At 55.8% G+C, this 22,304-nt stretch carries 24 protein-coding genes; 7 read left to right on the top strand and 17 right to left on the bottom strand.

Going from position 1 to position 22,304, the window contains the following annotated elements; all coding sequences use genetic code 11:
* Nucleotides 1-103 precede the first annotated feature (103 nt).
* From cyoE to ACQYWX_RS00265, 4 genes are all read right to left on the bottom strand, one after another.
* Nucleotides 104-1,003, bottom strand: a complete 900-nt coding sequence (gene cyoE, locus ACQYWX_RS00280; RefSeq protein WP_279500589.1) for a heme o synthase — start codon at nucleotides 1,001-1,003, stop codon at nucleotides 104-106.
* Nucleotides 1,000-2,088, bottom strand: coding sequence for a COX15/CtaA family protein (locus tag ACQYWX_RS00275; protein WP_431687485.1), 1,089 nt, complete (start codon nucleotides 2,086-2,088; stop codon nucleotides 1,000-1,002). Before ACQYWX_RS00275 ends, cyoE begins: the two co-directional genes overlap by 4 nt.
* Nucleotides 2,089-2,184: 96 nt before the next feature.
* The gene (locus ACQYWX_RS00270) at nucleotides 2,185-2,808 is read right to left on the bottom strand and encodes a hypothetical protein (protein WP_431687484.1); all 624 of its coding nucleotides are present in this window, start codon (nucleotides 2,806-2,808) and stop codon (nucleotides 2,185-2,187) included.
* On the bottom strand, nucleotides 2,786-3,520 hold the full coding sequence (locus ACQYWX_RS00265) for an SURF1 family protein (protein ID WP_431687483.1): 735 nt from the start codon (nucleotides 3,518-3,520) through the stop codon (nucleotides 2,786-2,788). Before ACQYWX_RS00265 ends, ACQYWX_RS00270 begins: the two co-directional genes overlap by 23 nt.
* A gap of 132 nt (nucleotides 3,521-3,652) precedes the next feature.
* Between ACQYWX_RS00265 and ACQYWX_RS00260 the strand changes: the two genes are divergently transcribed.
* On the top strand, nucleotides 3,653-3,856 hold the full coding sequence (locus tag ACQYWX_RS00260; RefSeq protein WP_164887160.1) for a twin transmembrane helix small protein: 204 nt from the start codon (nucleotides 3,653-3,655) through the stop codon (nucleotides 3,854-3,856).
* A 75-nt stretch (nucleotides 3,857-3,931) separates the two neighbouring features.
* Here ACQYWX_RS00260 and ACQYWX_RS00255 read toward each other — a convergent pair whose 3' ends face one another.
* The 3 genes from ACQYWX_RS00255 to coxB are packed head-to-tail and all read right to left on the bottom strand — an operon-like array spanning nucleotide 3,932 to nucleotide 7,611.
* A complete protein-coding gene (locus ACQYWX_RS00255; RefSeq protein WP_216735271.1) occupies nucleotides 3,932-4,816 on the bottom strand; it encodes a cytochrome c oxidase subunit 3 in 885 nt (294 codons plus the stop codon).
* Nucleotides 4,817-4,869: 53 nt separating this feature from the next.
* A complete protein-coding gene (ctaD, locus tag ACQYWX_RS00250; protein ID WP_216735270.1) occupies nucleotides 4,870-6,450 on the bottom strand; it encodes a cytochrome c oxidase subunit I in 1,581 nt (526 codons plus the stop codon).
* A gap of 39 nt (nucleotides 6,451-6,489) precedes the next feature.
* Nucleotides 6,490-7,611 (bottom strand): cytochrome c oxidase subunit II, encoded by a 1,122-nt coding sequence (gene coxB / locus ACQYWX_RS00245; protein WP_216735269.1) that lies wholly within the window; start codon nucleotides 7,609-7,611, stop codon nucleotides 6,490-6,492.
* 247 nt (nucleotides 7,612-7,858) lie between these two features.
* Here coxB and ACQYWX_RS00240 point away from each other — a divergent pair, with 247 nt between their 5' ends.
* Nucleotides 7,859-9,193, top strand: coding sequence for an MATE family efflux transporter (locus tag ACQYWX_RS00240; RefSeq protein WP_431687482.1), 1,335 nt, complete (start codon nucleotides 7,859-7,861; stop codon nucleotides 9,191-9,193).
* Nucleotides 9,194-9,286: 93 nt separating this feature from the next.
* Nucleotides 9,287-9,934 carry a hypothetical protein gene (locus ACQYWX_RS00235; protein WP_216735267.1) on the top strand — a complete coding sequence of 216 codons (648 nt, stop codon included), beginning with the start codon at nucleotides 9,287-9,289 and terminating at the stop codon, nucleotides 9,932-9,934.
* Between the two features lie 37 nt (nucleotides 9,935-9,971).
* Here the strand turns inward: ACQYWX_RS00235 and ACQYWX_RS00230 are convergent, their stop codons facing one another.
* Together ACQYWX_RS00230 and prlC are read right to left on the bottom strand one after the other, a co-directional pair.
* On the bottom strand, nucleotides 9,972-10,250 hold the full coding sequence (locus tag ACQYWX_RS00230; RefSeq protein ID WP_431687481.1) for a YheV family putative zinc ribbon protein: 279 nt from the start codon (nucleotides 10,248-10,250) through the stop codon (nucleotides 9,972-9,974).
* A gap of 29 nt (nucleotides 10,251-10,279) precedes the next feature.
* Entirely contained in the window at nucleotides 10,280-12,313 is a 2,034-nt protein-coding gene (gene prlC, locus ACQYWX_RS00225; protein WP_431687480.1) for an oligopeptidase A, read from the bottom strand.
* 208 nt (nucleotides 12,314-12,521) lie between these two features.
* Here prlC and ACQYWX_RS00220 point away from each other — a divergent pair, with 208 nt between their 5' ends.
* Together ACQYWX_RS00220 and ACQYWX_RS00215 are read left to right on the top strand one after the other, a co-directional pair.
* Nucleotides 12,522-13,064, top strand: coding sequence for a gamma carbonic anhydrase family protein (locus ACQYWX_RS00220; protein WP_431687479.1), 543 nt, complete (start codon nucleotides 12,522-12,524; stop codon nucleotides 13,062-13,064).
* Between the two features lie 229 nt (nucleotides 13,065-13,293).
* Nucleotides 13,294-13,743 carry an Hsp20/alpha crystallin family protein gene (locus tag ACQYWX_RS00215; RefSeq protein WP_279500608.1) on the top strand — a complete coding sequence of 150 codons (450 nt, stop codon included), beginning with the start codon at nucleotides 13,294-13,296 and terminating at the stop codon, nucleotides 13,741-13,743.
* Nucleotides 13,744-13,815: 72 nt separating this feature from the next.
* On the opposite strand, the gene ACQYWX_RS00210 is transcribed toward ACQYWX_RS00215, so the two are convergent.
* The 8 genes from ACQYWX_RS00210 to ACQYWX_RS00175 all read right to left on the bottom strand — a co-directional run bounded on the left by ACQYWX_RS00210 (nucleotide 13,816) and on the right by ACQYWX_RS00175 (nucleotide 20,608).
* Nucleotides 13,816-14,124, bottom strand: coding sequence for a PA4642 family protein (locus ACQYWX_RS00210; RefSeq protein WP_431687478.1), 309 nt, complete (start codon nucleotides 14,122-14,124; stop codon nucleotides 13,816-13,818).
* Nucleotides 14,125-14,208: 84 nt separating this feature from the next.
* A complete protein-coding gene (locus ACQYWX_RS00205) occupies nucleotides 14,209-15,036 on the bottom strand; it encodes a flagellar motor protein MotB (protein WP_216735262.1) in 828 nt (275 codons plus the stop codon).
* The gene (locus tag ACQYWX_RS00200) at nucleotides 15,033-15,821 is read right to left on the bottom strand and encodes a motility protein A (RefSeq protein ID WP_127967801.1); all 789 of its coding nucleotides are present in this window, start codon (nucleotides 15,819-15,821) and stop codon (nucleotides 15,033-15,035) included. Before ACQYWX_RS00200 ends, ACQYWX_RS00205 begins: the two co-directional genes overlap by 4 nt.
* Before the next feature lie 109 nt (nucleotides 15,822-15,930).
* Complete coding sequence (aroE, locus tag ACQYWX_RS00195; RefSeq protein ID WP_431687477.1) at nucleotides 15,931-16,743, bottom strand: shikimate dehydrogenase; 813 nt, start codon at nucleotides 16,741-16,743, stop codon at nucleotides 15,931-15,933.
* Nucleotides 16,744-16,791: 48 nt separating this feature from the next.
* Nucleotides 16,792-17,697 carry an oxygen-dependent coproporphyrinogen oxidase gene (gene hemF, locus ACQYWX_RS00190; protein WP_431687476.1) on the bottom strand — a complete coding sequence of 302 codons (906 nt, stop codon included), beginning with the start codon at nucleotides 17,695-17,697 and terminating at the stop codon, nucleotides 16,792-16,794.
* A 10-nt stretch (nucleotides 17,698-17,707) separates the two neighbouring features.
* Nucleotides 17,708-18,262: an L-threonylcarbamoyladenylate synthase gene (locus ACQYWX_RS00185; protein ID WP_431687475.1), complete on the bottom strand. Its 555-nt coding sequence runs from the start codon at nucleotides 18,260-18,262 to the stop codon at nucleotides 17,708-17,710.
* Between the two features lie 89 nt (nucleotides 18,263-18,351).
* Nucleotides 18,352-19,521 (bottom strand): DNA-processing protein DprA, encoded by a 1,170-nt coding sequence (gene dprA, locus ACQYWX_RS00180; RefSeq protein ID WP_431687474.1) that lies wholly within the window; start codon nucleotides 19,519-19,521, stop codon nucleotides 18,352-18,354.
* 58 nt (nucleotides 19,522-19,579) lie between these two features.
* A complete protein-coding gene (locus tag ACQYWX_RS00175; protein WP_431687473.1) occupies nucleotides 19,580-20,608 on the bottom strand; it encodes a LysM peptidoglycan-binding domain-containing protein in 1,029 nt (342 codons plus the stop codon).
* Between the two features lie 163 nt (nucleotides 20,609-20,771).
* On the opposite strand from ACQYWX_RS00175, the gene def reads away from it, so the two are divergent.
* Together def and fmt are read left to right on the top strand one after the other, a co-directional pair.
* On the top strand, nucleotides 20,772-21,278 hold the full coding sequence (gene def / locus ACQYWX_RS00170; protein ID WP_216735256.1) for a peptide deformylase: 507 nt from the start codon (nucleotides 20,772-20,774) through the stop codon (nucleotides 21,276-21,278).
* 68 nt (nucleotides 21,279-21,346) lie between these two features.
* The gene (gene fmt / locus ACQYWX_RS00165) at nucleotides 21,347-22,303 is read left to right on the top strand and encodes a methionyl-tRNA formyltransferase (RefSeq protein WP_431687472.1); all 957 of its coding nucleotides are present in this window, start codon (nucleotides 21,347-21,349) and stop codon (nucleotides 22,301-22,303) included.
* Nucleotide 22,304 lies beyond the last annotated feature (1 nt).

The raw sequence follows: 22,304 nt of genomic DNA, 5'->3' as shown, positions 1-22,304 counted from the left end.
CGTTGGCGGAAAAAAACGTCCCACGTAGCTGTTAAATTCTAGACGCTTTTACACAGATGCCCAGAGCGAGACAGCGTTTTTCCCTGAGCAACTGCGTGGCCTGCTATGACAGGGTCACCGGAATATAGTGATCCGCCAGCAGCGCCACGAATAACAGCATCAGATAGGTAATGGAGTAGCGGAATGTCTTGATGGCCGCATGCTTGCGCGAATCCCGCCACATCGCCCAGGCCCAGTCCAGGAAGCGCAACCCCAGCGCCAGCGCGGAGACAAAATAGATCCAGCCGCACATGCCGGTGATAAATGGCAGCATGGTGGCGGCGAATAGCATAAAGGTGTACAGCAGAATGTGCAGCTTGGTGTAGCGGTCGCCATGGGTCACCGGCAGCATGGGCACGCCGGCTTTGGCGTACTCGTCTTTGCGATGCACCGCCAGCGCCCAAAAGTGCGGCGGCGTCCAGGCGAAAATAATCAGCACCAGCAACAGCGCGTGGGGGTCGACGGTTCCGGTCACAGAGGTCCAGCCCAACAGAGGCGGCGCAGCGCCCGCCAGCCCGCCCAGCACGATATTTTGCGGCGTGGCCCGTTTCAGGAACAGGGTATACACCACCGCGTAGCCAATCAGCGACGCCAGGGTCAGCCAGGCGGTCAGGGGATTCACGCCCCAGGCCAGAATCGCCATGCCCACCACCGCCAGAGCGAAGGCGAATGTCAAAGCGTGCAGGTTATCCACGCGCCCCTGCACAATAGGACGTTTTTGCGTACGCGCCATCACCGCATCGATTTTCTGGTCGACGATATGGTTGATCGCCGCCGCGGAAGACGCCAGCAAAGCGATGCCGAGGTTACCCAGAATCAGCGCATTCCAGGGCATGCCCTGGTCGCTGGCGAGCAACATGCCCACCACCGCGGTCAGCATCATCAGAGCCACCACCCGGGGCTTGCACAGTTCGTAGTAATCGCGCCAGCCGGCGGCGGCCGTAGTGGAAGCGGTATTTTTCATGAGCGCACCTCTTTGGCAGTCCATAAACGGTATGTCACCCATACCAGGGAAATCAGCAGCAATGCCGCCACGCCGTTGTGGGCCACCGCCACAGGCAATGGCACGAGCGCCACCACATTGGTTACGCCCAGCGCAATCTGCAGGAGCAGCAGCGCTCCAGTCAGACCCAGGCTGCGCCGGAGAGGCGATCCCTGGGAGCGGCGCCAGGCGGCGATCAGAAAGCCGCCCAATACCAGCAGCACGGCCACCGCGCCCAGGCGATGGGTCATGTGAATCGCGACTCTGGCCTCGTTATGCATCAGCCCGCCGAGATAATTGGGGCCGATGGTCTGAGTGAGATTAAAACCGTGCTGAAAATCCATCTCCGGCCACAGTTTTTCCTGGCAGGTTGGGAAATCGGGACAGGCGACAGCGGCGTAGTTCGACGTCACCCAGGCGCCCAGAAAAATCTGTGTGGCCAATAACGCCACGGCGAGCAACGCCAGCGGCCTGAGTCGACGCCAGCGCCGCAGCGTTTCCGCAGAGACCGTCAGCGGTCTATCAAGGAGCCGCATGGCCGTCAGCGTCAGCAGGGTGAGTGTGCAGAAGCCGCCGAGCAGGTGCGCGCTGACGACTTGCGGCCAGAGCTTGAGTGTGACAGTCCACATGCCGAACAGCCCCTGCAGAACCACCAGGGCGCACAAAAACAGAGTCAGTTTGCGAGGCGGCCGACGCGCGCCAGGAACAGAGTTGGGGGAAACATCGCGCCAGGACAGCGCGGCGATGGCGAATATCAACAGGCCCAGACCGCTGGCGAAGTAGCGGTGCACCATCTCCGGCCAGCCCTTATGCGCCTCTACTGGCGCGTGGGGAAAACGGGCTTCGGCAATTTCGATCTCATGCGCCTCGTTCGGCACCGTAAGAAAGCCGTAGCAGCCAGGCCAGTCAGGGCATCCCAGACCGGCGTCCACCAGACGGGTGTACGCGCCGAGCAGAATCACGCAGAAGGCCCAGACCGTGGTCAGGATAACCAGGCGACGCAGCCACTGCAGACGCGGGTTTACGACAGCCGACGTCACTAGCGCCGGCGGGGCGACATAGTCCATTTTCCAAACGCCTCTTGTTATTGTTGTTACTGCATTCGGAAGACGTTGATTTTACTGCCGGCTCAACGGCTCCCTGAGGAAGTCTTCAGACTCACTCTAACCAATCTTGGATACTTTGAGAAGCCGCTTAAGATCCTCCAGGATCGCCTTGCCGTCGTGCTTCTCTGAGTAATGCATCATGATGTTGCCCAGCGGGTCCATCAACAGCATATCGTACGGTTGCAATTGAATATTGTGCTTGTCCAACTTTGCGCGCAGCCCCTCCATGTCGGCGCTGGAAAAAGGCGCCGGCAGCATACGGGGATAGTCGTTCAATGCTTGTTGCAGCGCCGCGTCGCCGGTTCCCGCCAGCAACGCCCGGCCCACGCGATCCGCTTCTTTTCCCAGCGCGACATTAATCTGACGGGACAGGTATAACGCCTGCAAACAGCGCTCACTGCAGGCGTCTCCGGCGACGGTGACCATCAGCCATTGCCGTTTGCCGTCAGCCTGGGTGATTTCATCCAGCCGCGTTTCCGGCAGGCTCACGCCGATCTCTAGGGCGTCCAGAGGAGGAATGATCAGGTCGCCATAATTGGTGGTGCCGGACGGAATGCCGATACGACCGAAATACATCACCATCGCCGCAATAAGGGGGGTCGCAGCCACCAGGATGATGCCCCAGAGTTTGAGTCGCCCACGGGACGGAGGCGCGTTTTCAACCATGGCCAGTTGTTCCAATGTCTGTCTCTCCTGCTGCTTGTAATTGCTTATCTTCACTATCGCCGCGACGCCATTTCCAGATCGTCAGCGCCACCAGCGCTAACGCCATGGCGAACCATTGCACGGCGTAACCATAATGTTTTTCCGGGCCCATCACCACGGGCTCCCAGACAGTCGTCAGCGCGCCAGGCTGGTTCGGGTCGAGCCGCAACACCCAATCCGCCAACCTGCCGGGCACGCGTTCGCGGACTTCCTCAAGCTTGAGAATCTGCACTCGATAGGGCGCGGAGATTGACGTTTCATTCGCGCCCATGGAGTAGCTGTCCGTGAGCTGGTCCGCGCGTCCTTCCAATGTCAGCCGTCCCGGCGCGGAAGGAATCGTCGGCAGCACGCTTCGGTCCAAATCTCCCGGTATCCATCCCCGCTCCACCAGCACGCATGCGTCATCGCGGAGGCAGAAAGGCGTAAATACCCGATATCCGAAGCGGCCTTCCCGTATCTGGTTGTCCAAAAGCCAGTCGCCTGACTCAGAGTAAACGCCGGACACTGACACTCGCGCATAGCGCGGCGGCTCCTGCAGATTGTCCTGAGATTGCGGCGCTTTGTTCTGCATGGTCTGATAGGCCTGCAGCCACTGTTCTTTTTCCTGCGCCCGCAGCAATTGCCAGCAACCCAGCCCGACCAAAACCGGCAGCAATAACAGGCTGAAGAGCAGGATTTTCCAGTTCACTCATTCCCATCCCGACACGTCGGCCAGAAGCCCGCAGACATTTTCGCCAGCGGCGTTTTCACGCGGATGCTGCGCGCATAGTTTGTCTGCAATGTCTTTGTTATAGTGGGCTGAAAAAATAAGAGGGAACCCATGAAAATCCTTGTTTTGTTACTACTTACAGGCGCAGTCGTCAGTCTTTTCAGCGGTTTGTTTTTTCTGGTCAAGGATGACAGCACCAGTAAACGCACCGCTAAAGCGCTCACCTATCGCGTGGGCTTTTCCGTCGCCCTCATCGTCGTGCTGCTCGTCCTGATGTTCAGCGGGCATTTGCAGTTGAATCCGACGCCCCACTGATCGTTGGGACGCCGCCGGAGTCACCGCTCCGGCGAGGTCAAAAGACCCGACGCAAGCATCGGGTCAGTCATCAGACTACATGATGTAAACCAGCACAAACAGGCACACCCAAACCACATCCACGAAGTGCCAATACCAGGCGGCGGCTTCAAAACCGAAGTGATGCTCCGCCGAGAAATGGCCTTTCATATAGCGCAGCAAAATAACGGTCAGGATAATCGCCCCAAGCGTCACATGCATACCGTGGAAGCCGGTCAGCATAAAGAACGTAGTGCCATAAATGCCGGAATCCAGCGTCAGGTTCAGCTCATGATAGGCTTCTATGTACTCGTAAACCTGAAAGCCCAGGAAGACCGCACCCAGCAGAATGGTCAACGCCAGCCATAACTTCACTTTGTCGCGATCATTCTTTTTGATGGCGTGATGGGCGAAGGTGATGGTGACGCTGGAAGTCAGCAGCAACACAGTGTTGAGCAACGGAATGCTCCAGGGATTGATGACCGCTTCCGGCCCTGGGAACACCTTCGGATCCGGGTTATGAAGCAAGGGCCAGGAGCCCTCGAAATTCGACCACAGCAAGGTGTTCATAGTGCCTTCGCCTTCGCCGGCCAACCAGGGCACGGCCAGGAAGCGCACGTAGAACAGCGCGCCGAAGAAAGCAGAGAAGAACATCACTTCGCTGAAGATAAACCAGGACATGCCCCAGCGGAACGAGCGGTCCATTTGAGCGTTGTACAATCCAGCCATGCTTTCCTTGGCTACATTGCCAAACCAGCCAAACAGCATGTACACCATCACTGCAACGCCGATACTGAACATCCACCAGCCGGTGCTGGTGTCGCCGCCGCTTTTGTTCACCATCACCGTCGCCAGACCGGAAAGGGTCAAAAACAGCCCCACCGTCGCGATGATGGGCCACTTACTCTGTTCCGGTACGTAATAACTTTGTTGAGTCGCCATAGGTCCTCCCGTGGCAGTTATTTTGTTCTTGTTATCTCAATACCCTTGCGCGCCTACTTCACAGTAGGCGGCTCAGAGAAGCTGTGGTAGGGAGCCGGAGACGGCAACGTCCATTCCAGTCCGTCCGCGCCTTCCCAGACCTGAGCGGTGGCTTTCTTACCGCCCCGGATGCATTTGATAACAATAAACAGGAACAGCAGTTGCGTGGTTCCGAAAACGAACGCGCCAACGCTGGATATCTGGTTAAAGTCGGCGAATTGCAGAGCGTAGTCAGGAATCCGCCGCGGCATGCCGGCGAGCCCTACGAAGTGCATCGGGAAGAAGGTCATGTTCAAGCCAATGAACGACATCCAGAAGTGCACTTTGCCCAGCGTTTCGTCGTACATGTTCCCGCACCATTTCGGCAACCAGTAATAGGTGGCGGCGAAGATGGAGAAGATCGCGCCCGGCACCAGCACGTAGTGGAAATGCGCCACCACGAAATAGGTGTCGTGATACTGGAAGTCCGCCGGCGCGATGGCCAGCATCAAACCGGAGAAGCCGCCGATGGTGAACAGAATCACGAAGGCCACCGCGAACAGCATCGGGGTCTCAAAGGTCAGCGAGCCGCGGAACATGGTGCTGACCCAGTTGAACACTTTCACCCCGGTGGGGACGGCGATCAACATGGTGGCGTACATGAAGAACAGTTCTCCTGCCAGCGGTATGCCGACGGTGAACATGTGGTGCGCCCATACCACGAATGACAGGATCGCAATCGACGCCGTGGCGTACACCATGGAGGGATACCCGAACAGCGGTTTGCGGCTGAAGGTAGGAATAATCTGCGACGCCACGCCGAAGGCGGGCAGGATCATGATGTACACTTCCGGATGGCCGAAGAACCAGAATACGTGCTGGAACAGCACCGGATCGCCGCCGCCTTCCGCTTTGAAGAAGCTGGTGCCGAAGTTGATGTCCATCAACATCATGGTGACGGCGCCCGCCAGCACCGGCATAACCGCTATCAGCAGGAAGGCGGTGATCAGCCAGGTCCACACGAACAGGGGCATTTTCATCAGGGTCATGCCCGGCGCCCGCATGTTCAGAATGGTGGCGATCACGTTAATGGCTCCCATGATGGAGGAGATCCCCATCATGTGCACTGCGAAGATGAAGTAGTTCACGCTCGCCGGCGCGTAGGTGGTGGAGAGAGGCGCATAGAAAGTCCAACCGAAGTTAGGACCGCCGCCTTCCATCAACAGTGTGGATAACAACATGGCGAAAGCGAATGGAAGAATCCAGAAGCTCCAGTTGTTCATTCTGGGCAGCGCCATATCCGGCGCCCCGACCATCATGGGAATCAGCCAGTTGGCGAGCCCTACGAAGGCGGGCATAACCGCCCCGAACACCATGATCAGACCGTGCATGGTGGTCATCTGATTGAAAAATTCCGGATGGACGATCTGCATGCCTGGTTCGAACAATTCCGCCCGAATCACCAGGGCCATGGTGCCCCCGATGAGAAACATGGCGAAACTGAACCACAGGTACATGGTGCCAATGTCTTTATGGTTGGTGGTGAAGAGCCACCGCTTGAAGCCTTTAGCCGGACCGTGATGGTGATGCGCGTCAGCGCCTAGTACCGCACTCATGGTCAAACTCCTCTTAAATTGGTTGTGTGTCGCTGAGAACTACTTGTTCTTTAACTCTGCAACTTGTTGCGGAGTAATCATGTCGCCCATCTTGTTGCCCCAAGCATTACGCTCGTAGGTCACGATAGCGGCGATATCAACTTCACTCAGCTGCGCTCCGAACGCCTGCATGGCGGTGCCTGACACCCCGTGCAATACAACTTCGGCGTGCTTCTCTACCGGGCCTTTGACTATGCCGCTGCCAGCAAGAGCAGGGAATGTCGGCGGCAGACCGGCGCCATTGGCCTGATGGCACACTGCGCAATTGGACGCATAGGATTTCTCCCCGCGTGCAACCAATTCTTCCATCGTCCATTGTTTGTTCTTCAACTCGTATTCCTGACGAGCCAGTTCCTGTTTAGCCAGGAGCCATTCCTGATACTCCTCCTGAGGCACGGCTTTCACCACAACAGGCATGAAGCCATGGTCCTTACCGCACAGTTCAGCGCACTGACCGCGATAAATACCGGGCTCTTTGATGACGGTCCAGGCCTCGCGAACGTAGCCGGGAATGGCGTCGCGCTTGACCGCAAGACTGGGCACCCACCAGGAGTGGATGACGTCGGCGGAGGTGACCAGGAATCGAATCTTCTGATTTATCGGCAACACCAGAGGCTCGTCCACTTCCAACAGGTAGTGTTCGCCCTTGTCGTCGCGATTGTAGATTTGGTCCTGGGAGGTCGCCAGATTACTGAAGAAGTTGACGTCCTGATTCAGGTACTCGTATCGCCATTTCCATTGGTAACCGGTGATCTTGATATCCATATCCGCTTCACTGGCGTCATACATTTTGACCAGAGTGCCGGTCGCGGGTATGGCCATGCCAATGAGAATAAGGAAGGGAATAACAGTCCAGATAATCTCGACTGTCGTACTTTCATGGAATTGGGCGGGTTTCGCCCCTTTACTTTTGCGGTGATTGAAGATCGACCAGAACATTACTCCAAACACCACTATCCCTATGATCACGCAGATCCAGAAAATAGTCATGTGGAGGCTGTATACTGACTGACTCACTTCAGTCACCCCGGGAGTCATGTTCAATTCCCAGGCGGCCGAAGCGGACGCAGATACAAACGGAACGGGCGAAGCCACCGCTATTGCGCGTCTTCGTGACATCATATTATTGTGTCTCCACAGCTTAGTTTTTATTGTTACTGCCGGACACTTCCTGCAAGACGGCCCGCCTACAGCGGTCCGTCGACTACGTTTGTAGGAAGTCAAATGCAAGGTACAGCGCCAGTATAGACAAACTTGGATCGGGCTGGCAATTGTTCAGTCATGGTTTAGGTAAAAAAGCTATCCAGCTGATTTCATGCACAAATCTGGTCACTTTCAGTGATCTGACCGCCACATCTTCAGGAGTTTCATGAGCAATCCCCCGGCAACGCTTCACTTGCGTTTGTGGGCCCTCGCCTGGCCGTTAATTCTGAGCAATATCACCACGCCGTTGCTGGGTCTGGTGGACGCCGCCGTACTGGGACACCTGGATTCTCCGGTCTATCTCGGGGCCGTGGCGCTGGCGGGAAATCTGTTCACATTTCTGTTCTGGGCGTTCGGTTTTCTGCGCATGGGCGCCACCGGACTGGCGGCGCAATCCTGGGGCGCCGGGGACCAAGGCAGGTTGATCCGCGAGTTTTTGCGGGCGGCCGCCATCGCGCTCGGCATCGGGTTATTCATGATCCTCAATCGCGCCTGGATATTGCCCCTGGGATTGGAATGGATGCAGGCCACTGGCGACATCTGGACGCAGGCCCACAACTATGCGGAAATTCGCATCTTCAGCGCTCCCGCCGTATTGATTCAATACTGTGTCGTGGGCTGGCTGATAGGCTGCCAACGCACCCGCAGCGCCTTGATTCTGGCGGTCAGCGCCAACATCGTGAATATCGCGCTGGACCTGCTGTTCGTGGTCGGCTTCGGCATGCGCGCCGACGGCGTAGCCTGGGCGTCGCTCATCGCCGAGTATTACAGTCTGGTTCTCGGGCTCTATTTCGTCGTTCGCGGCGATGCGGGGAATTTCCTTGCGCAGTTACGCAACCCTGAGCTGTGGGCGCGCAGCGCCTTCGCCAAGCTGCTCAAGCTGAATGGCGACCTTTTCATTCGCACGATCCTGCTGCTGTTCACTTTCGCTTTCTTCACCGCCCAGGGCGCACAGCTCGGAACCAACGTTCTGGCCGCCAACGCCGTATTGCTGACTTTTCTGATGATCATCTCCAACGCCCTCGATGGTTTCGCCAATGGCGTAGAAGCTCTGTGTGGAGAAGCCGTAGGCAAGCGCGATCAGGCCATGCTGCGCCGCACCGCCAGAATAGGGGGCGTCTGGTCCCTGGTGACCGCACTGCTGCTGACGCTGGCGTTCTGGCTGGGAGGCGACTGGCTGATCAACCGCCTCACCGACCTGGAAGTCATCCGCACTGAAGCGAGCCGCTATCTGATCTGGCTGATCCTGTGTCCCTTGATCGGCGTGTGGAGTTACCTGTTCGATGGCGTGTTTGTCGGCGCTACCCAAGGCAAGGCAATGCGGGATACAATCATCGTCGCGACATTGCTGGTGTTTTTACCCAGCTGGTGGCTCACTCAGGGTTGGGGCAATCACGGACTCTGGTTTTCACTCTGTCTGTTTCTGGCGGCCAGAGGCGCCTATCAGGCGTGGCTGTACAAAACATTTTGTCAGCATGAAAAGTGGTTCATTACAAATTAGTATTACGCACTTTGCTAACCCTTGACTACACTGAAGTCATGCGTCCGGATTGAAACAGTTTTTTATAGTTGTCACTTAGGGAAATCGTTATAGATGAGCCTCGCTGCAGTATACGAGATCATCAATCAGGCTAAGGCCGCAGAGCTTAAAACTCAAAATTACGCCAAGTGGCTTCGCCAGCAACTGGATTCTCTGCACCGAGTCATTGAACTGAACGGATCACAGCCGGTTGAAGACCTCATTCATTTCGTCATCGATTATATCGAACTCGCCCCGCGTTTAGTGGAGTGCGTGGCGCATTGCGCCGCTGCGAGCCAGACGGAAAAGCTGTTCGCGCCCTTCATCGAGAAGTCCATCCATTATTTCGCGCACCCATCCGTGCTGGTGCTGCGTCATACCGGTTTGGACTGCCTGTTGATCATGGCCTATCAAAGCCATCGTTTGGTGGAGGAGGTTTATGAAAACAATCGCAGCCTGCGCAACAGTCCCATCTGCGATCTGCAGGCCACTCAGGCCAATCTGTTGGCCCATCATCTGATCGGCGAACCCTTCGCCAATGAACTGGATCAAGCCACCCATCTGACCGTACGCCAGATGGTAAGCTTGCCGGACTTCTACCATTTGGATCTGTCGCCCTTTCTGGCGAAGACCAACACCCAGCGCTGGCGTCCTCTGAACGAGGATTGGCTGAACCTGTTGGACAAGCATCACATCCGCATGAGCTTTCAGCCCCGTTGCTGACAGGTTTCAACAACAAGGCGTCAGGCTCATATCGTCGTTACTGCTCTTTCTTGGGACGGGGATAGAACTTGATCGTCTGCACTTGCGCCTCCGCCTGTTTCGGGCGGGTGACGCGGGTTTGCAGCTCCGCCGGACCGTCAGCTTCGCGCAGCTTTTCAAAAAAACCGCAAGCCACGCATTCACGCACTTGCCGTTGATCTTCGTCAGCGTAACTGACGATCTTGTCCATCTCTCCGCAACGGGGACACACCGCCCCCGCGATAAAACGCTTCACCATATGCACTACCAGGTAAATACGATTGCTGAATGTCGACAAGGCCCACAACGCAGGCCTTGCTGGTTCTCTCAGGCGGCGATGCCGCTTTGACGCAACAACGCTTCCACTTCCGGCGGACGCCCGCGGAATTCAATGAATAAATCCATCGGCTCGCGGCTGCCGCCTTTTTCCAAAATCGAATGCAGGAAGCGTCGACCCGTTTCTGGATCGAACACGCCATTTTCCTCAAACAAGGAAAACGCATCCGCCGCCAGCACTTCCGCCCATTTATAGCTGTAATAGCCTGCGGCGTATCCGCCAGCAAAAATGTGACTGAAACTGTGCTGGAAACGATTGAATGCGGGCGGCTTGATCACTGCGACTTTATCCCGCACTTCGTCCAGCACCTGCTGGACGGCGAAATCCGCCGACCCGTCGTATTCATGATGCAGACGGAAATCAAACAAAGCGAACTCAAGCTGGCGCACCATCAGCATGCCGGACTGGAAGTTTTTCGCCGCCAGCATTTTTTCCAGCAATTCTTTCGGCAGCGGCTCGCCGCTTTGGTAATGACCGGAAATCAGCGCCAGGGCTTCTTCCTCCCAGCACCAGTTTTCCAGGAACTGACTGGGTAATTCCACCGCATCCCAAGGCACGCCATTGATGCCGGAAACATCGTTGCAATCCACCGTGGTCAGCATGTGATGCAGAGCGTGGCCGAATTCGTGGAACAGCGTGGTGACTTCATCATGCGTCAGCAGGGCGGGATGCTCTTCCGTCGCTGGCGCAAAGTTACAAGTAATGAACGCCACGGGTTTCTGCACAGAGCCGTCGTCCAAACGACGACGTACGGCGTAATCCGCCATCCAGGCCCCGCCGCGCTTGTTCTCCCGCGCGAATAAATCCATATAGATAGAGGCGATTTCCTCGCCGTCACGACGCACTTTGAAGTAGCGCACGTCTGAATGATAGCTATCAAATTCCGTAATTTCGTCGAGTGTGACGCCGAACAGGCGCTGCACCACGGCAAACATGCCATTGATCACTTTCGAAGCGGGGAAGTAAGGCTTCAGCTCTTCTTGAGACACGGAATAACGGTGACGACGCAGCTTCTCTGAATAAAAACTGACATCCCAGGACTGTAGTTCCGTCTGTCCCTGCTCCGCGGCGAACGCTTGCAGCTCTGCAAACTCCTGACGCGCCACCGCTACAGACTTCTCCGCCAGCTCGTTCAGGAAGCCCAGCACCTCATCCGGCGTACGCGCCATTTTAGTGGCCAGGGAGTATTCAGCGTAGGAGTTAAAGCCCAGCAGACGCGACTTCTCCAGTCGCAGCGCCAGGATCTCCTGCATCACTTCCGAATTGTCCCAGCGACCGGCATAGGGCCCTTGTTCAGAAGCGCGGGTGTTGTAGGCCTCGTACATTTCCTGACGTAATTCGCGATTTTCGCAGTAGGTCATCACCGCGTAGAAGCTGGGGAAATCCAGCGTCAGCACGTAGCCTTCTTTGTCACGGGACTTGGCGGCCTGGCGCGCGCCAGCCAGTGCGGAGTCCGGCATGCCTTTGAGCAGAGCGGCATCCGTCACATGTTTGGTCCAGGCCTGAGTGGCGTCCAGCACGTTATCGCTGAACTTGCTGCCCAGCTCCGCCAGACGCTGCGAAATTTCCATGTAGCGCGCTTTCTTGTCTTCCGGCAGATCAACGCCGGCAAGATGAAAGTCGCGCAGGGTATTGTCGATGGATTTACGTTGCGCTTCGCTGAGCGAACTAAATTCATCAGATTCTTTAATGCCGTGATAAGCGTCGTACAGCGCCTTGTTCTGACCGATTTCCGTACCGTAGCGGGACAGCTCGGGGATACAGGCGTTGTAGGCCTCACGCAGCGCTTCGCTGTTGAGCACGCTGTTCAGATGGCTGACCGGGGACCACACATGGTTCAGCTTGTCCGACATGTTATCCATTTGCTGCGCCAGATTATCCCAGTTGAAGCTGGGCTGAGACGCCAGCTCGGCGATGCGCTGTCTGTTTTCGGCAAGTAATTTGTCCATCGCCTCTTTGACATGTTCGGCGCGAATCTGTGAGAACGGGGGTAACGCCGTATCGGCGAGCAATGGATTGGTCATTGAAATATTCCTGAATTGACGAGTCTTCCGGGGTTGCTGATCGCAACGCCCCCGAGCAAACAAAATGTGGGCGTGCGGGGCCGCTTTCAAGTAATGCGCCGCTGAATCCTGCTTTAGAATAGTCCGATCAATGCTAAAGTAACAATCCGCCATTCGGGCCCTTGAACCCGTCTACGGCGCTTCAGATTTTTGATGCTTGGAGTCCACCATGTCTGTGCGCACTTATCAGGGAATCACCCCGACGCAGGGAGAGCGCGTCTTTATCGACCCCACCGCCGTCGTCATCGGCGACGTCCACTTGGGCGACGACTGTTCCGTCTGGCCGACCGTCGTGATACGCGGCGACATGCACCGGATTCGCATCGGCGCGCGCACCAGCGTGCAGGATGGATCGGTGCTGCATATCACCCACGCAGGACCTTTCAACCCCGACGGCTATCCACTGACGATCGGTGAGGACGTCACTATTGGCCACAAGGCTATCTTGCATGGCTGCACGCTTGAGAGCCGCATCCTCGTCGGCATGGGCGCCATCATCATGGACGGAGCCCATGTGGAGAGCGAGGTGGTGATCGCCGCCGGTACGCTTGTGCCTCCCGGCAAGCGCCTGGAAAGCGGTTACTTGTACGTTGGCGCGCCTGCGAAACAAGCCCGTCCGCTCAGCGACAAAGAAAAAAATTTTTTCCAGTACACCGCCGCTAATTACGTCAAATTGAAAGACCGGCATTTGCAGGAAAACTGGGGCGAGTAGCCACATTTCAGGGGCGCAGTGGAAATTGACGTAAATCAGAATATGATTTTTTTGTCACTAGGGCGCCCCTTGAAAACATTTTTAACGCCATTATTTCTATTATCACGATACGCAGCGTAACCGGGGCAAGACGTCACCCCAATCAGCAGTTTCAGGTGTAAATGATTACAGAGGGCCTGTCGCATCAGGCCAACCGATTTGTACTTAAACTCTTTTTGGAGATAGAACTATGGCGATTACCCGTTGGAACCCGTTTTCTGAATTTGAAGATATTCTTGACCGTTATAACCGCTCTTTGCAGGGTCAGGCTCGCACCAGCGAAAACGGCAAAGAAGTGATCCGCAAAGCCGACTGGGCTCCTGCCGTGGATATCACGGAGACCAAAGAAGCGTTCTTGATCAAGGCTGAGTTGCCTGGCGTCGATAAAAGTCACGTCAAGGTGGCCGTCCACGAAGGCGTGCTGTCCATTCAGGGCGAGCGCAAGCTGGAGAAGGAAGAAGGCGACAAGAAGCATCATCGCGTAGAACGCTTTTACGGAAACTTCGCACGCTCCTTCACACTGCCGGATAATGTGGATGAAAACAACATTCGCGCAGAGTACCGGGACGGCATCCTCACCTTGCATCTGAACAAGGTGGAAAAGGCGCAGCCGAAAGCGATAGAGATCAACGTACAGTAAGTCGGACGACTACTGTCACCGCAAACCATCTGGGGCGACACATAGTTCGCCCCTTATTTTTAAGCCTGCTTTTTACAGCTCAGCCGCTTTTTTACCACCGGCGTCACGCAGGATTTGCGCATATTCCGCGCCACGAGCATGCTCATCAACGCGATCCAGCATGGTTTCGCCTTCTGGACTCAACGCATTGATATTGCGGCCAGCTTCCGCGAAATAGGCCACGAAACGCGCATAATCGCGAGCCAGCATGTATTCATAGGCTTGGCGCAGAACATGATAATCGGGATCGGATTCATCCCGTGGCTTCAGCTCTAAAAAGCCCTGAACCCGTTCATCGCTCCATTCCTCATCCACTACCTTCGGTTGTGAAGGACCGCTCATATCGTATTCACCTGTCTATCATAGTTATTTACCGGGCCGCACATTCTACCCCGATCCAGCGCGGATAATGAAGGTTGTAGGCGCTTAGCTCATGCGGCATTCGGCGTTTTCGATATGAATTTCCACCCGTCGGTTTTGCGCCCGGTGCTCATCGCTGTCATTGGGAACCAGAGGACGCGTCTCCGCCTGCCCGATGGCGCTCACGCGACTGGCGTCGAGACGTCCATCCAGCACCAGCCGATGCACCACGCTTACCGCTCTGGCCGCCGATAGATCCCAATTGGAGCGAAATCTCGCTGAGTCGATAGGGCGATCATCCGTATGTCCCGTCACCAGAATGTCTCCCTTGCAATCAGCCAGCACGTCAGTGACTTTCATCAGCACCGGCAGCATATATAACTTCAACTCCTCGCTGCCGGAGGCGAACGTGGCGCGCTCGGTAAAGCTGAGCACCACCCCCTGGTCGTCAAACTTGATGGCCACCGCCTGATCTTCTATTTCATTCTCCAGCAAACTGATCATGCGCGAGGCCAGGCGGTCGTTCTCCATATACGCCGCCTCGCTCACCACCTCCTGGCTTAAATCCAGGCTGGGCTCTACGTTGGATTGGGGCGCCGGCTGCTCTGTGTCGCCCTTATCGCGGATCACTGGCTCCATGGGCACGGTAGGCGTGATATCGCCCCCCAGAGGATACATATCCGGCGCGCCCTGAGACGAAGGAACCCAGGCCACGCCAAAGGCCTTACTCATGGAGTAGGCGATGGCGCGGTATTTCTCCGCATCCAGACTGGAAAAGCTCAACAGCAAAATGAAAAAGGTCAGCAGCAACGTCATCAGGTCAGCGAAGGTGACAATCCAGACCGGCGCCCCGACAGGCAGCAAACCACCGGATTGCTTGCGCGGCTTGATCATGTCTCTTCCTGTGCGGACGCCGACTCATGGATGTCTTCCATGGCGTCCAGCTCAGGCAGATAAGACGCCAACACGTCTTTGATAATGCGCGGATTCAGCCCCTTCACCATACTCAGAATGCCGCTGATCACGATCATGCGGTTACGGACTTCATCCTGGGTTTTAAGCTGCAGCTTGTCCGCCAGGGGCAGAACAATAATCTGGGCGATAAAGGCGCCGTAAAACGTGGTGAGCAAGGCGATCGCCATAGCAGGTCCGATGGAAGAGGGATCCTGCATGTTATTCAGCATCTGCACCAGTCCCACCAGGGTGCCCAGCATGCCCAACGCCGGCGCCGACTCACCCAGACCGCGAAACACCTTTTCCGCTGTCTGCAGGCGCTCGACAAACTGGTGGGTGTCCTCAAGCAGGACTTCTTCTATAAATTCCGGGGGATGGCCGTCAACGGCGAGACCGACGGCTTTGCGTAGAAACGGATGGGTAATTTCAACCCGATCCAATCCCAACAGTCCCTGCTTGCGCACGACATCCGCCAGTTGCCGCGCTTCGCGATACAGGTCCCATGGATCCTGGGTTTTCTCAAGAAAAGTAGTGGAGAAGGCAAGCCGCACGCTGCCAAAAAAGTTACGCCAGCGGTACTTCACCAAAGTGACGGCGAAAGAGCCGAAGACCACTATCATCAACCCGGGAACATTGACGAAGTCCCAAAGCCCGGAGCCGGAAGCCACTGCTCCCAGCACCACGCCCATTCCGAACAAAAGTCCCACCCAGGTGAGTATATCCATGTTGACCGTCCATACTTCGCGATGCTCAAGTAACTGGCCCGAATTCGCCCAAAGCGAACCTAAGCACTTAAAATCATTAGCTTAAGCATAGTCAAAGTTGGCGGTGGCGCTAATCTCCCTGTCTGAGCGCAGCCAGCACCGGAGCGGTATCCGGACGCACGCCGCGCCACAGATAAAAGGCCGCCGCCGCCTGCTCCACCAACATGCCGAGCCCATCGCAACATTGTCCTGCGCCGCGCGCTTTGGCCCAGGCGACGAATGCCGTGTCACGCAGGCTGTACATCATGTCGTAGGTAAAGGTGTGAGACGCGATGACGGCATCCGGGAGAGGAGGAATATCCCCCGCCAGGCTCGCGGAAGTGCCGTTAATCACGACATCGAAAGGACCTTGCAAATCCGCGAACGCACAAGCACTGACCGATCCATTGCGACCAAAGATACGCGCCAGATCCTCCGCCTTGGAAACAGTGCGGTTAGCGACCACGATAGAGGCGGGACCTTCATCCAGCAACGGCGCCATAACGCCTTTCACCGCTCCGCCGGCGCCGACCAGCAAAATCTTCTTACCGCTTAACGCAACGCCCTGATTGACGCAGATATCACGCACCAGGCCTTCGCCGTCGGTATTGTCGCCGAACAGACGTCCGTCCCGTTGCAGCAAGGTATTGACGGCGCCGGCAAGCTCGGCTCGATGCGAGCGCTCACTGACAATATTCCAAGCCTGTTCCTTGAATGGCACTGTAACGTTCAGGCCTTTGCCGCCGCCGATAAAAAATGCCTCCACCGTCTCTCTAAAGCTGTCCAGGGGAGCCTGGATCGCCGTATATTCCAAACTCTCGCCGGTCTGTTGCGCGAACATTCCGTGGATTTTGGGAGACTTGCTATGACTGACCGGATTGCCGACCACCGCGTACGTATCCATGCTATACCTGCCTTTATTTGCGCTGATTAAGGTTTTGGCGTTGCGGGATTACACCCAGTCCCTGTGCTTCAAATAATACTCGGTCAGACGGGCTTCATCTGAACCCGGCTCCGGCGTCCAGGCATATTCCCAGCGCACCAGCGGAGGCAGAGACATCAGGATCGACTCCGTTCTGCCGCCGGACTGTAAACCGAACAATGTGCCCCGGTCATAGACCAGGTTGAACTCGACATAACGACCGCGTCGATAAAGCTGGAATGAACGCTCCCGTTCACCATAAACCATATCTTTGCGGCGCTCGACAATGGGTAGGTAGGCGGGCAGATAGCTGTTCCCGACCGCCTGCATAAAATCGAACGAGCGCTCAAATCCCCAGTCGTTGAGATCATCGAAAAACAGTCCGCCCACGCCGCGGGCCTCATCGCGATGCTTCAGGTAAAAGTAGTCGTCACACCACTTTTTGTATTTGGGGTAAGTCTCCGCGCCGAAGGGCTCGCACGCCTGCGCCGCCGTGTGATGCCAGTGGACGCAATCTTCATCGAAGCCGTAATAAGGCGTCAGATCGTACCCGCCGCCGAACCACCATACCGGCTCTTCACCCTCTTTTTCCGCCACAAAAAAGCGTACGTTGGCGTGGGAAGTCGGCGTATAGGGGTTACGCGGATGCACGACCAATGAGACGCCCATGGCCTGAAAACTTCGTCCCGCCAGTTCCGGCCGGGCGGCGCTGGCGGAGGCGGGTAGGCGCGCGCCACTGACATGAGAAAAATTGACGCCGGCTTTCTCAAACACTCCGCCCTCGCTAAGCACACGCGTGCGTCCACCGCCGCCTTCCTCTCTTTTCCAGGCGTCCTCGACGAATCCCTCGCCACCGTCAATGGCTGCTAACCCATTGCAGATCTCGTCCTGCAATCCCAGAAGATAGTCTTTAACCTGCGTAATCTGTTGCTGCATGAAGTCGCCTTTATTGTCTGAGAATGGCGCCGGTGGCGGCGTCGCGAATTTGGCTGGGTTTATTCAGTCCGCTCAGCTTTCCGGGCAGATAGTGATCGACGCCGGATTTAAAATAGCGACGGCAGTCGAATAGAGTGCGGGCCGGCTCCCTCGTCGCAGGATTGGCGGAAGTGGAAACGATAGGTCCGCCAAACGCCTTGGTCAGTTCCGCCACCAGGGGATGCGCCGTCACCCGAATAGCGATGGCGTCGTGGGCGCCACGCACCAATGGCGCATAGACGCCGGGATCAGGGACAACCCAGGTAACCGGTCCAGGCCAGGACGCCAGCATCTGATCTTGCTGTTGCTGCGGCAATCGGTCCAGTAACTGGGAAAAATGTTCAATCTGTCCTGACACCAAGATCAAGCCTTTGCGCCATGGCCGGCGTTTAAGCTGCAGGATGCGATTCACCGCGTATTCACAAGAAGGATCACAGCCCAGACCCCATACCGCTTCAGTGGGATAAGCGAGCACGCCGCCGCGGTTGAGAACGCACACCGCTTTCTGAATAAACCATGCTGACAAGTTTTGCCCCTCCAGATACCAATCTGGCGCAAAGTAACCGAAGGCGACCGTGGGGGCAAGCTCTAAGGGTATCTATGGGAGATGGATAACTAACGGGCGTTGCGAATGAAGCCTCCCGCGACTTCCTGCACCCAGCCTTCCAATTCGAGTTCGATCAATACGCTTCTGATTTCCGCGATAGACAGACCCGTCCGCTCCACCAAAGCATCCGGGGGCGTACAATCGTACCCCATCCCGTTGAGCACCACCTCCGCTTGCTCAGACAAGGGCGCCAGATACGCCGGCTCAGGCTGACTCTGTTGGCCAGGGTATTCTTCTGCAGCGAACACCGTCGTCCATGGCTCATTGAGAGAGCGGTACAGCCCCATCAACGCAGGCAGTTCGGCGAGTATGTCGTCGGTGCATTCCACCAGCTTCGCACCCTGCTTGATCAGGTGATGACAGCCACGCGCCTGGGGATTATGGATAGAGCCGGGTATGGCGAAGACTTCCCTGTGTTGCTCCAGGGCATTGCGCGCCGTAATCAACGAGCCGCTGCGCAGACTGGCTTCCACCACCAGCGTCCCCAGCGACAAGCCGCTGATAATGCGATTCCGCTTGGGAAAGTGCTGCGACCTGGGTTGAGTATCCGGGGGGAACTCACTGACCAGCAAACCGTTTTCCATCATTTTTTGGGCAAGGTCGCGATGCTTGGCGGGATAGATGACATTCAAACCCGATCCCAGCACACCAATTGTCGATCCCAATGTTCCCAATGCGCCCGCATGAGCGGAGCCATCAACTCCCGCCGCCAGACCGCTGGTGATGGTAAAACCACTCTCTCCCAAAGAGCGGGCGAACTGACGCGCCGTTTCCTGACCATGCACACTTGGGTTGCGAGAACCTACCATGGCGATCTGCGGCTGATGAATCAGCTCATATCGGCCTCGTGCATACAACACCGCAGGAGGATCAGGCAATAAACGCAGCAGACTGGGGTAATCAGAGTCAGGTAACAGAAACAGACGGTTCCCCATCTGCTCGCTCCATCTCAAAATGCTCGCCACCTGAGCATTGATGGGACGGTCGCCATATGCGATGACTCTCTCTATGGCGCGCCACAGTTCAGTGGAAAATGACAGGTTGGAGGAAACGCCTAATTGAAAATCATCAGTCTGTGACGACTCTTCAAAATGCTGCGCAAGCAGGGCAAGGCGACTATCGCCCAAAGTAGGAACTGTAGTGAGGTTTAACCAGACAATAGGAGTAAGAGTAGACATTGGATCATCCTTGATCGGCTGAGACGCCACAACTCGTGACGTCTCAGAACATTAAAAACTATGGATTACGAACTTCGTCCATTATAGCAAGCGGACGCTCAGCTTTTAAGATCAGACCGTAGCTGACTTTTTCAAATGTGCGAAATACCATCAGCACACCTGCGCGATCAGAAGGTAAAAGCAAAATTTCTTTGGTGTAAGGATCACGCACTTGTTCGCCCGCTTTGAAGATAGCCAGCACGTTCCCCACTTTTAGGCCTTCTCTATCACCTTTATTGATGACTACGACGTCATATTGGCCAATCTGGCTTACACCGTCTATAACGGCAATCATTTTGCCGTTGATTTCACCTTCGGGATTGCTGGGATAGAAAGTAGAGTTAATTTCACGATCTTCCTCTTGCAGCAACCGGTCGCCTTGACGGATTTCTTCATTCGAACGACGAATCTGTACCGTCTGAACATCGTCTTCCTGCGCAACGACTTTACCCACTGCAATTGAACGGGCTTGAATACCTAAGAATTCCTTGGTGTCAGGATCAACGTAAACATCATCTCGACGATAAATGCCATAGGAAGCTTCAAGCACAGCATCGCCTCTGGCGTAAACTTGATCGCCCGCGCCAACGATCAAATTACCTTTTTTGCCGAGTAACACATAAGGCGCTTTATTCAGCTCCTCTTCTGTTACCACGCGACTGTCAGTAAGAAAAGGGTTGATGGCTTCAAGGGGAATAGCGGGAATGGCGCTTTCCAGCGGCGTAATACGTTTTTTCGGGGACAGTTTCACCGTACGGCCGATATCGCCCCGCTGCGCGATGGTGACATGAGGTTTACCGTCGATATACACCAAGGCCAACACGTCACCAGGGAAAATCAAATGGGGATTTTCTATTTGCGGATTAACATGCCAGATCTCCGGCCAATACCAGGGATTCCGCAAAAAGCGCGAAGATATATCCCACAAAGTATCACCTTTGACGACAGTGTAGCGATCTGGATGGTCGTCACGTAGCTCAGGCGCGGCCAGCGCAAACTGGCTCAACGTTAGCATCACTACGAACACAAAGGACAGCAGTTTCCTCATGATACATTCCCTTAGGTCATAACCGGGCAGTTTGGGATGAAATCAGGCTATAATGACGATTAGCCTATTCAATTTTGTTTAGTTTGTACTCATTCTTACACTAATAGATAATACTAGCAGGCGTTATCCAATCTGTAATGGAAATTTTTTCACAAATTTAATTATGAGTAAGCTCCAAATTCTTGAATTTCCTGACCCTAGGCTGCGTACTGTGGCCAAGCCAGTACAAACCTTTGACGCGGCTTTGAGTCAGTTAATCGACGACATGTTTGAGACCATGTACGAGGCCCCCGGCATCGGGCTGGCCGCCACCCAGGTGGACGTCCACAAACGCATCGTAGTAATTGATGTGTCCGAGGACAAATCCGAACCAATGGTGTTTATCAACCCCGACATCGAAGTACTGGACGGCGACCCCGAAGAAATGCAGGAGGGATGCTTGTCCGTCCCGGGTTTCTACGAGTCGGTCACACGGATTCCCCACGTCAAGATCAGAGCACAGGATCGTAACGGCGAATCCTACGAGATGGAAGCCCGCGGCCTGCTCGCGGTATGCCTCCAACATGAGGTTGACCATCTCAACGGCAAACTGTACGTCGACTACCTGAGTAATGTTAAACGGACTCGAATCCGGAAGAAACTGGAAAAGCAGCATAAAATGCGCGCATAAGTCCACATTTCCGAAAGATTTTTTAACCGCCCACCATGGCGGTTTTTGTTTTTAAGGCCTGAAACTTCATGTCATCACCCCTGAAAGTCATTTTCGCCGGCACCCCAGACTTCGCTGCTTCCGCACTGCAAGCGCTGCTGGACGCCAACTATCAGATCGTCGCCGTATACACTCAACCTGACCGGCCCGCCGGCCGTGGCAACAAGCTTCTTCCTGGCCCTGTAAAACAGCTTGCGCTAAAGCACGAAATTCCGGTGGAGCAGCCGCTCAACTTCAAAAATGAAGAAGATCGCCAACGCCTGCGCGATTATGACGCTGACGTGATGGTCGTAGCCGCCTACGGCATCATCCTGCCCCAAGCAGTGCTGGACGCACCCAAACACGGCTGCCTCAATATCCATGCCTCGCTGTTGCCGCGCTGGCGCGGCGCAGCGCCAATTCAGCGGGCGATTATTGCGGGAGATGAAGAATCCGGCATCACAATCATGCAAATGGAAGCGGGGTTGGATACAGGACCGATGTTGCTCAAGACAGTCACTCCAATCACTGCTGACGACACAGGCCGCACACTGCACGACCGTCTGGCGCAAATGGGCGGAGCTGCAATTGTAGAAGCGCTGTCGCTCTTGCAGGAAGGCGAACTTCAGGGTGAAAGGCAACAAGACGATCTGGCCACCTATGCCCACAAGCTGCAAAAAGAGGAAGCTCGTATCGATTGGTCAGAGCCTGCGGCGCTGATCCAACGCAAAATCGCCGCCTTTAATCCCTGGCCTGTGTGTTTCACGGAAGACAACGGACAAACTATCCGCATTTGGGCGGCGAGCGCTTCTGTCGAAGACGCCAAGGCGCAACCGGGGACGATTATTGAGCGCACAGCGGAAGCGGTCAAAGTCGCCTGCGGCGAAGGCGTGCTATCCATTACCAGCCTGCAGCTGCCCGGCGGCAAGCCCATCAGTTGCCAGGACCTGATCAACGGCGGCAAGCCCTTGATGCAATTGGGCCAGATCCTGGGGATAAACGGCTGAT

It is taken from the genome of Hahella sp. NBU794, from assembly GCF_050749805.1.
Lineage (GTDB): Bacteria > Pseudomonadota > Gammaproteobacteria > Pseudomonadales > Oleiphilaceae > Hahella.
Note: the sequence above shows the minus strand (reverse complement) of the source record. Positions and strands in the feature narration are given on the sequence as shown.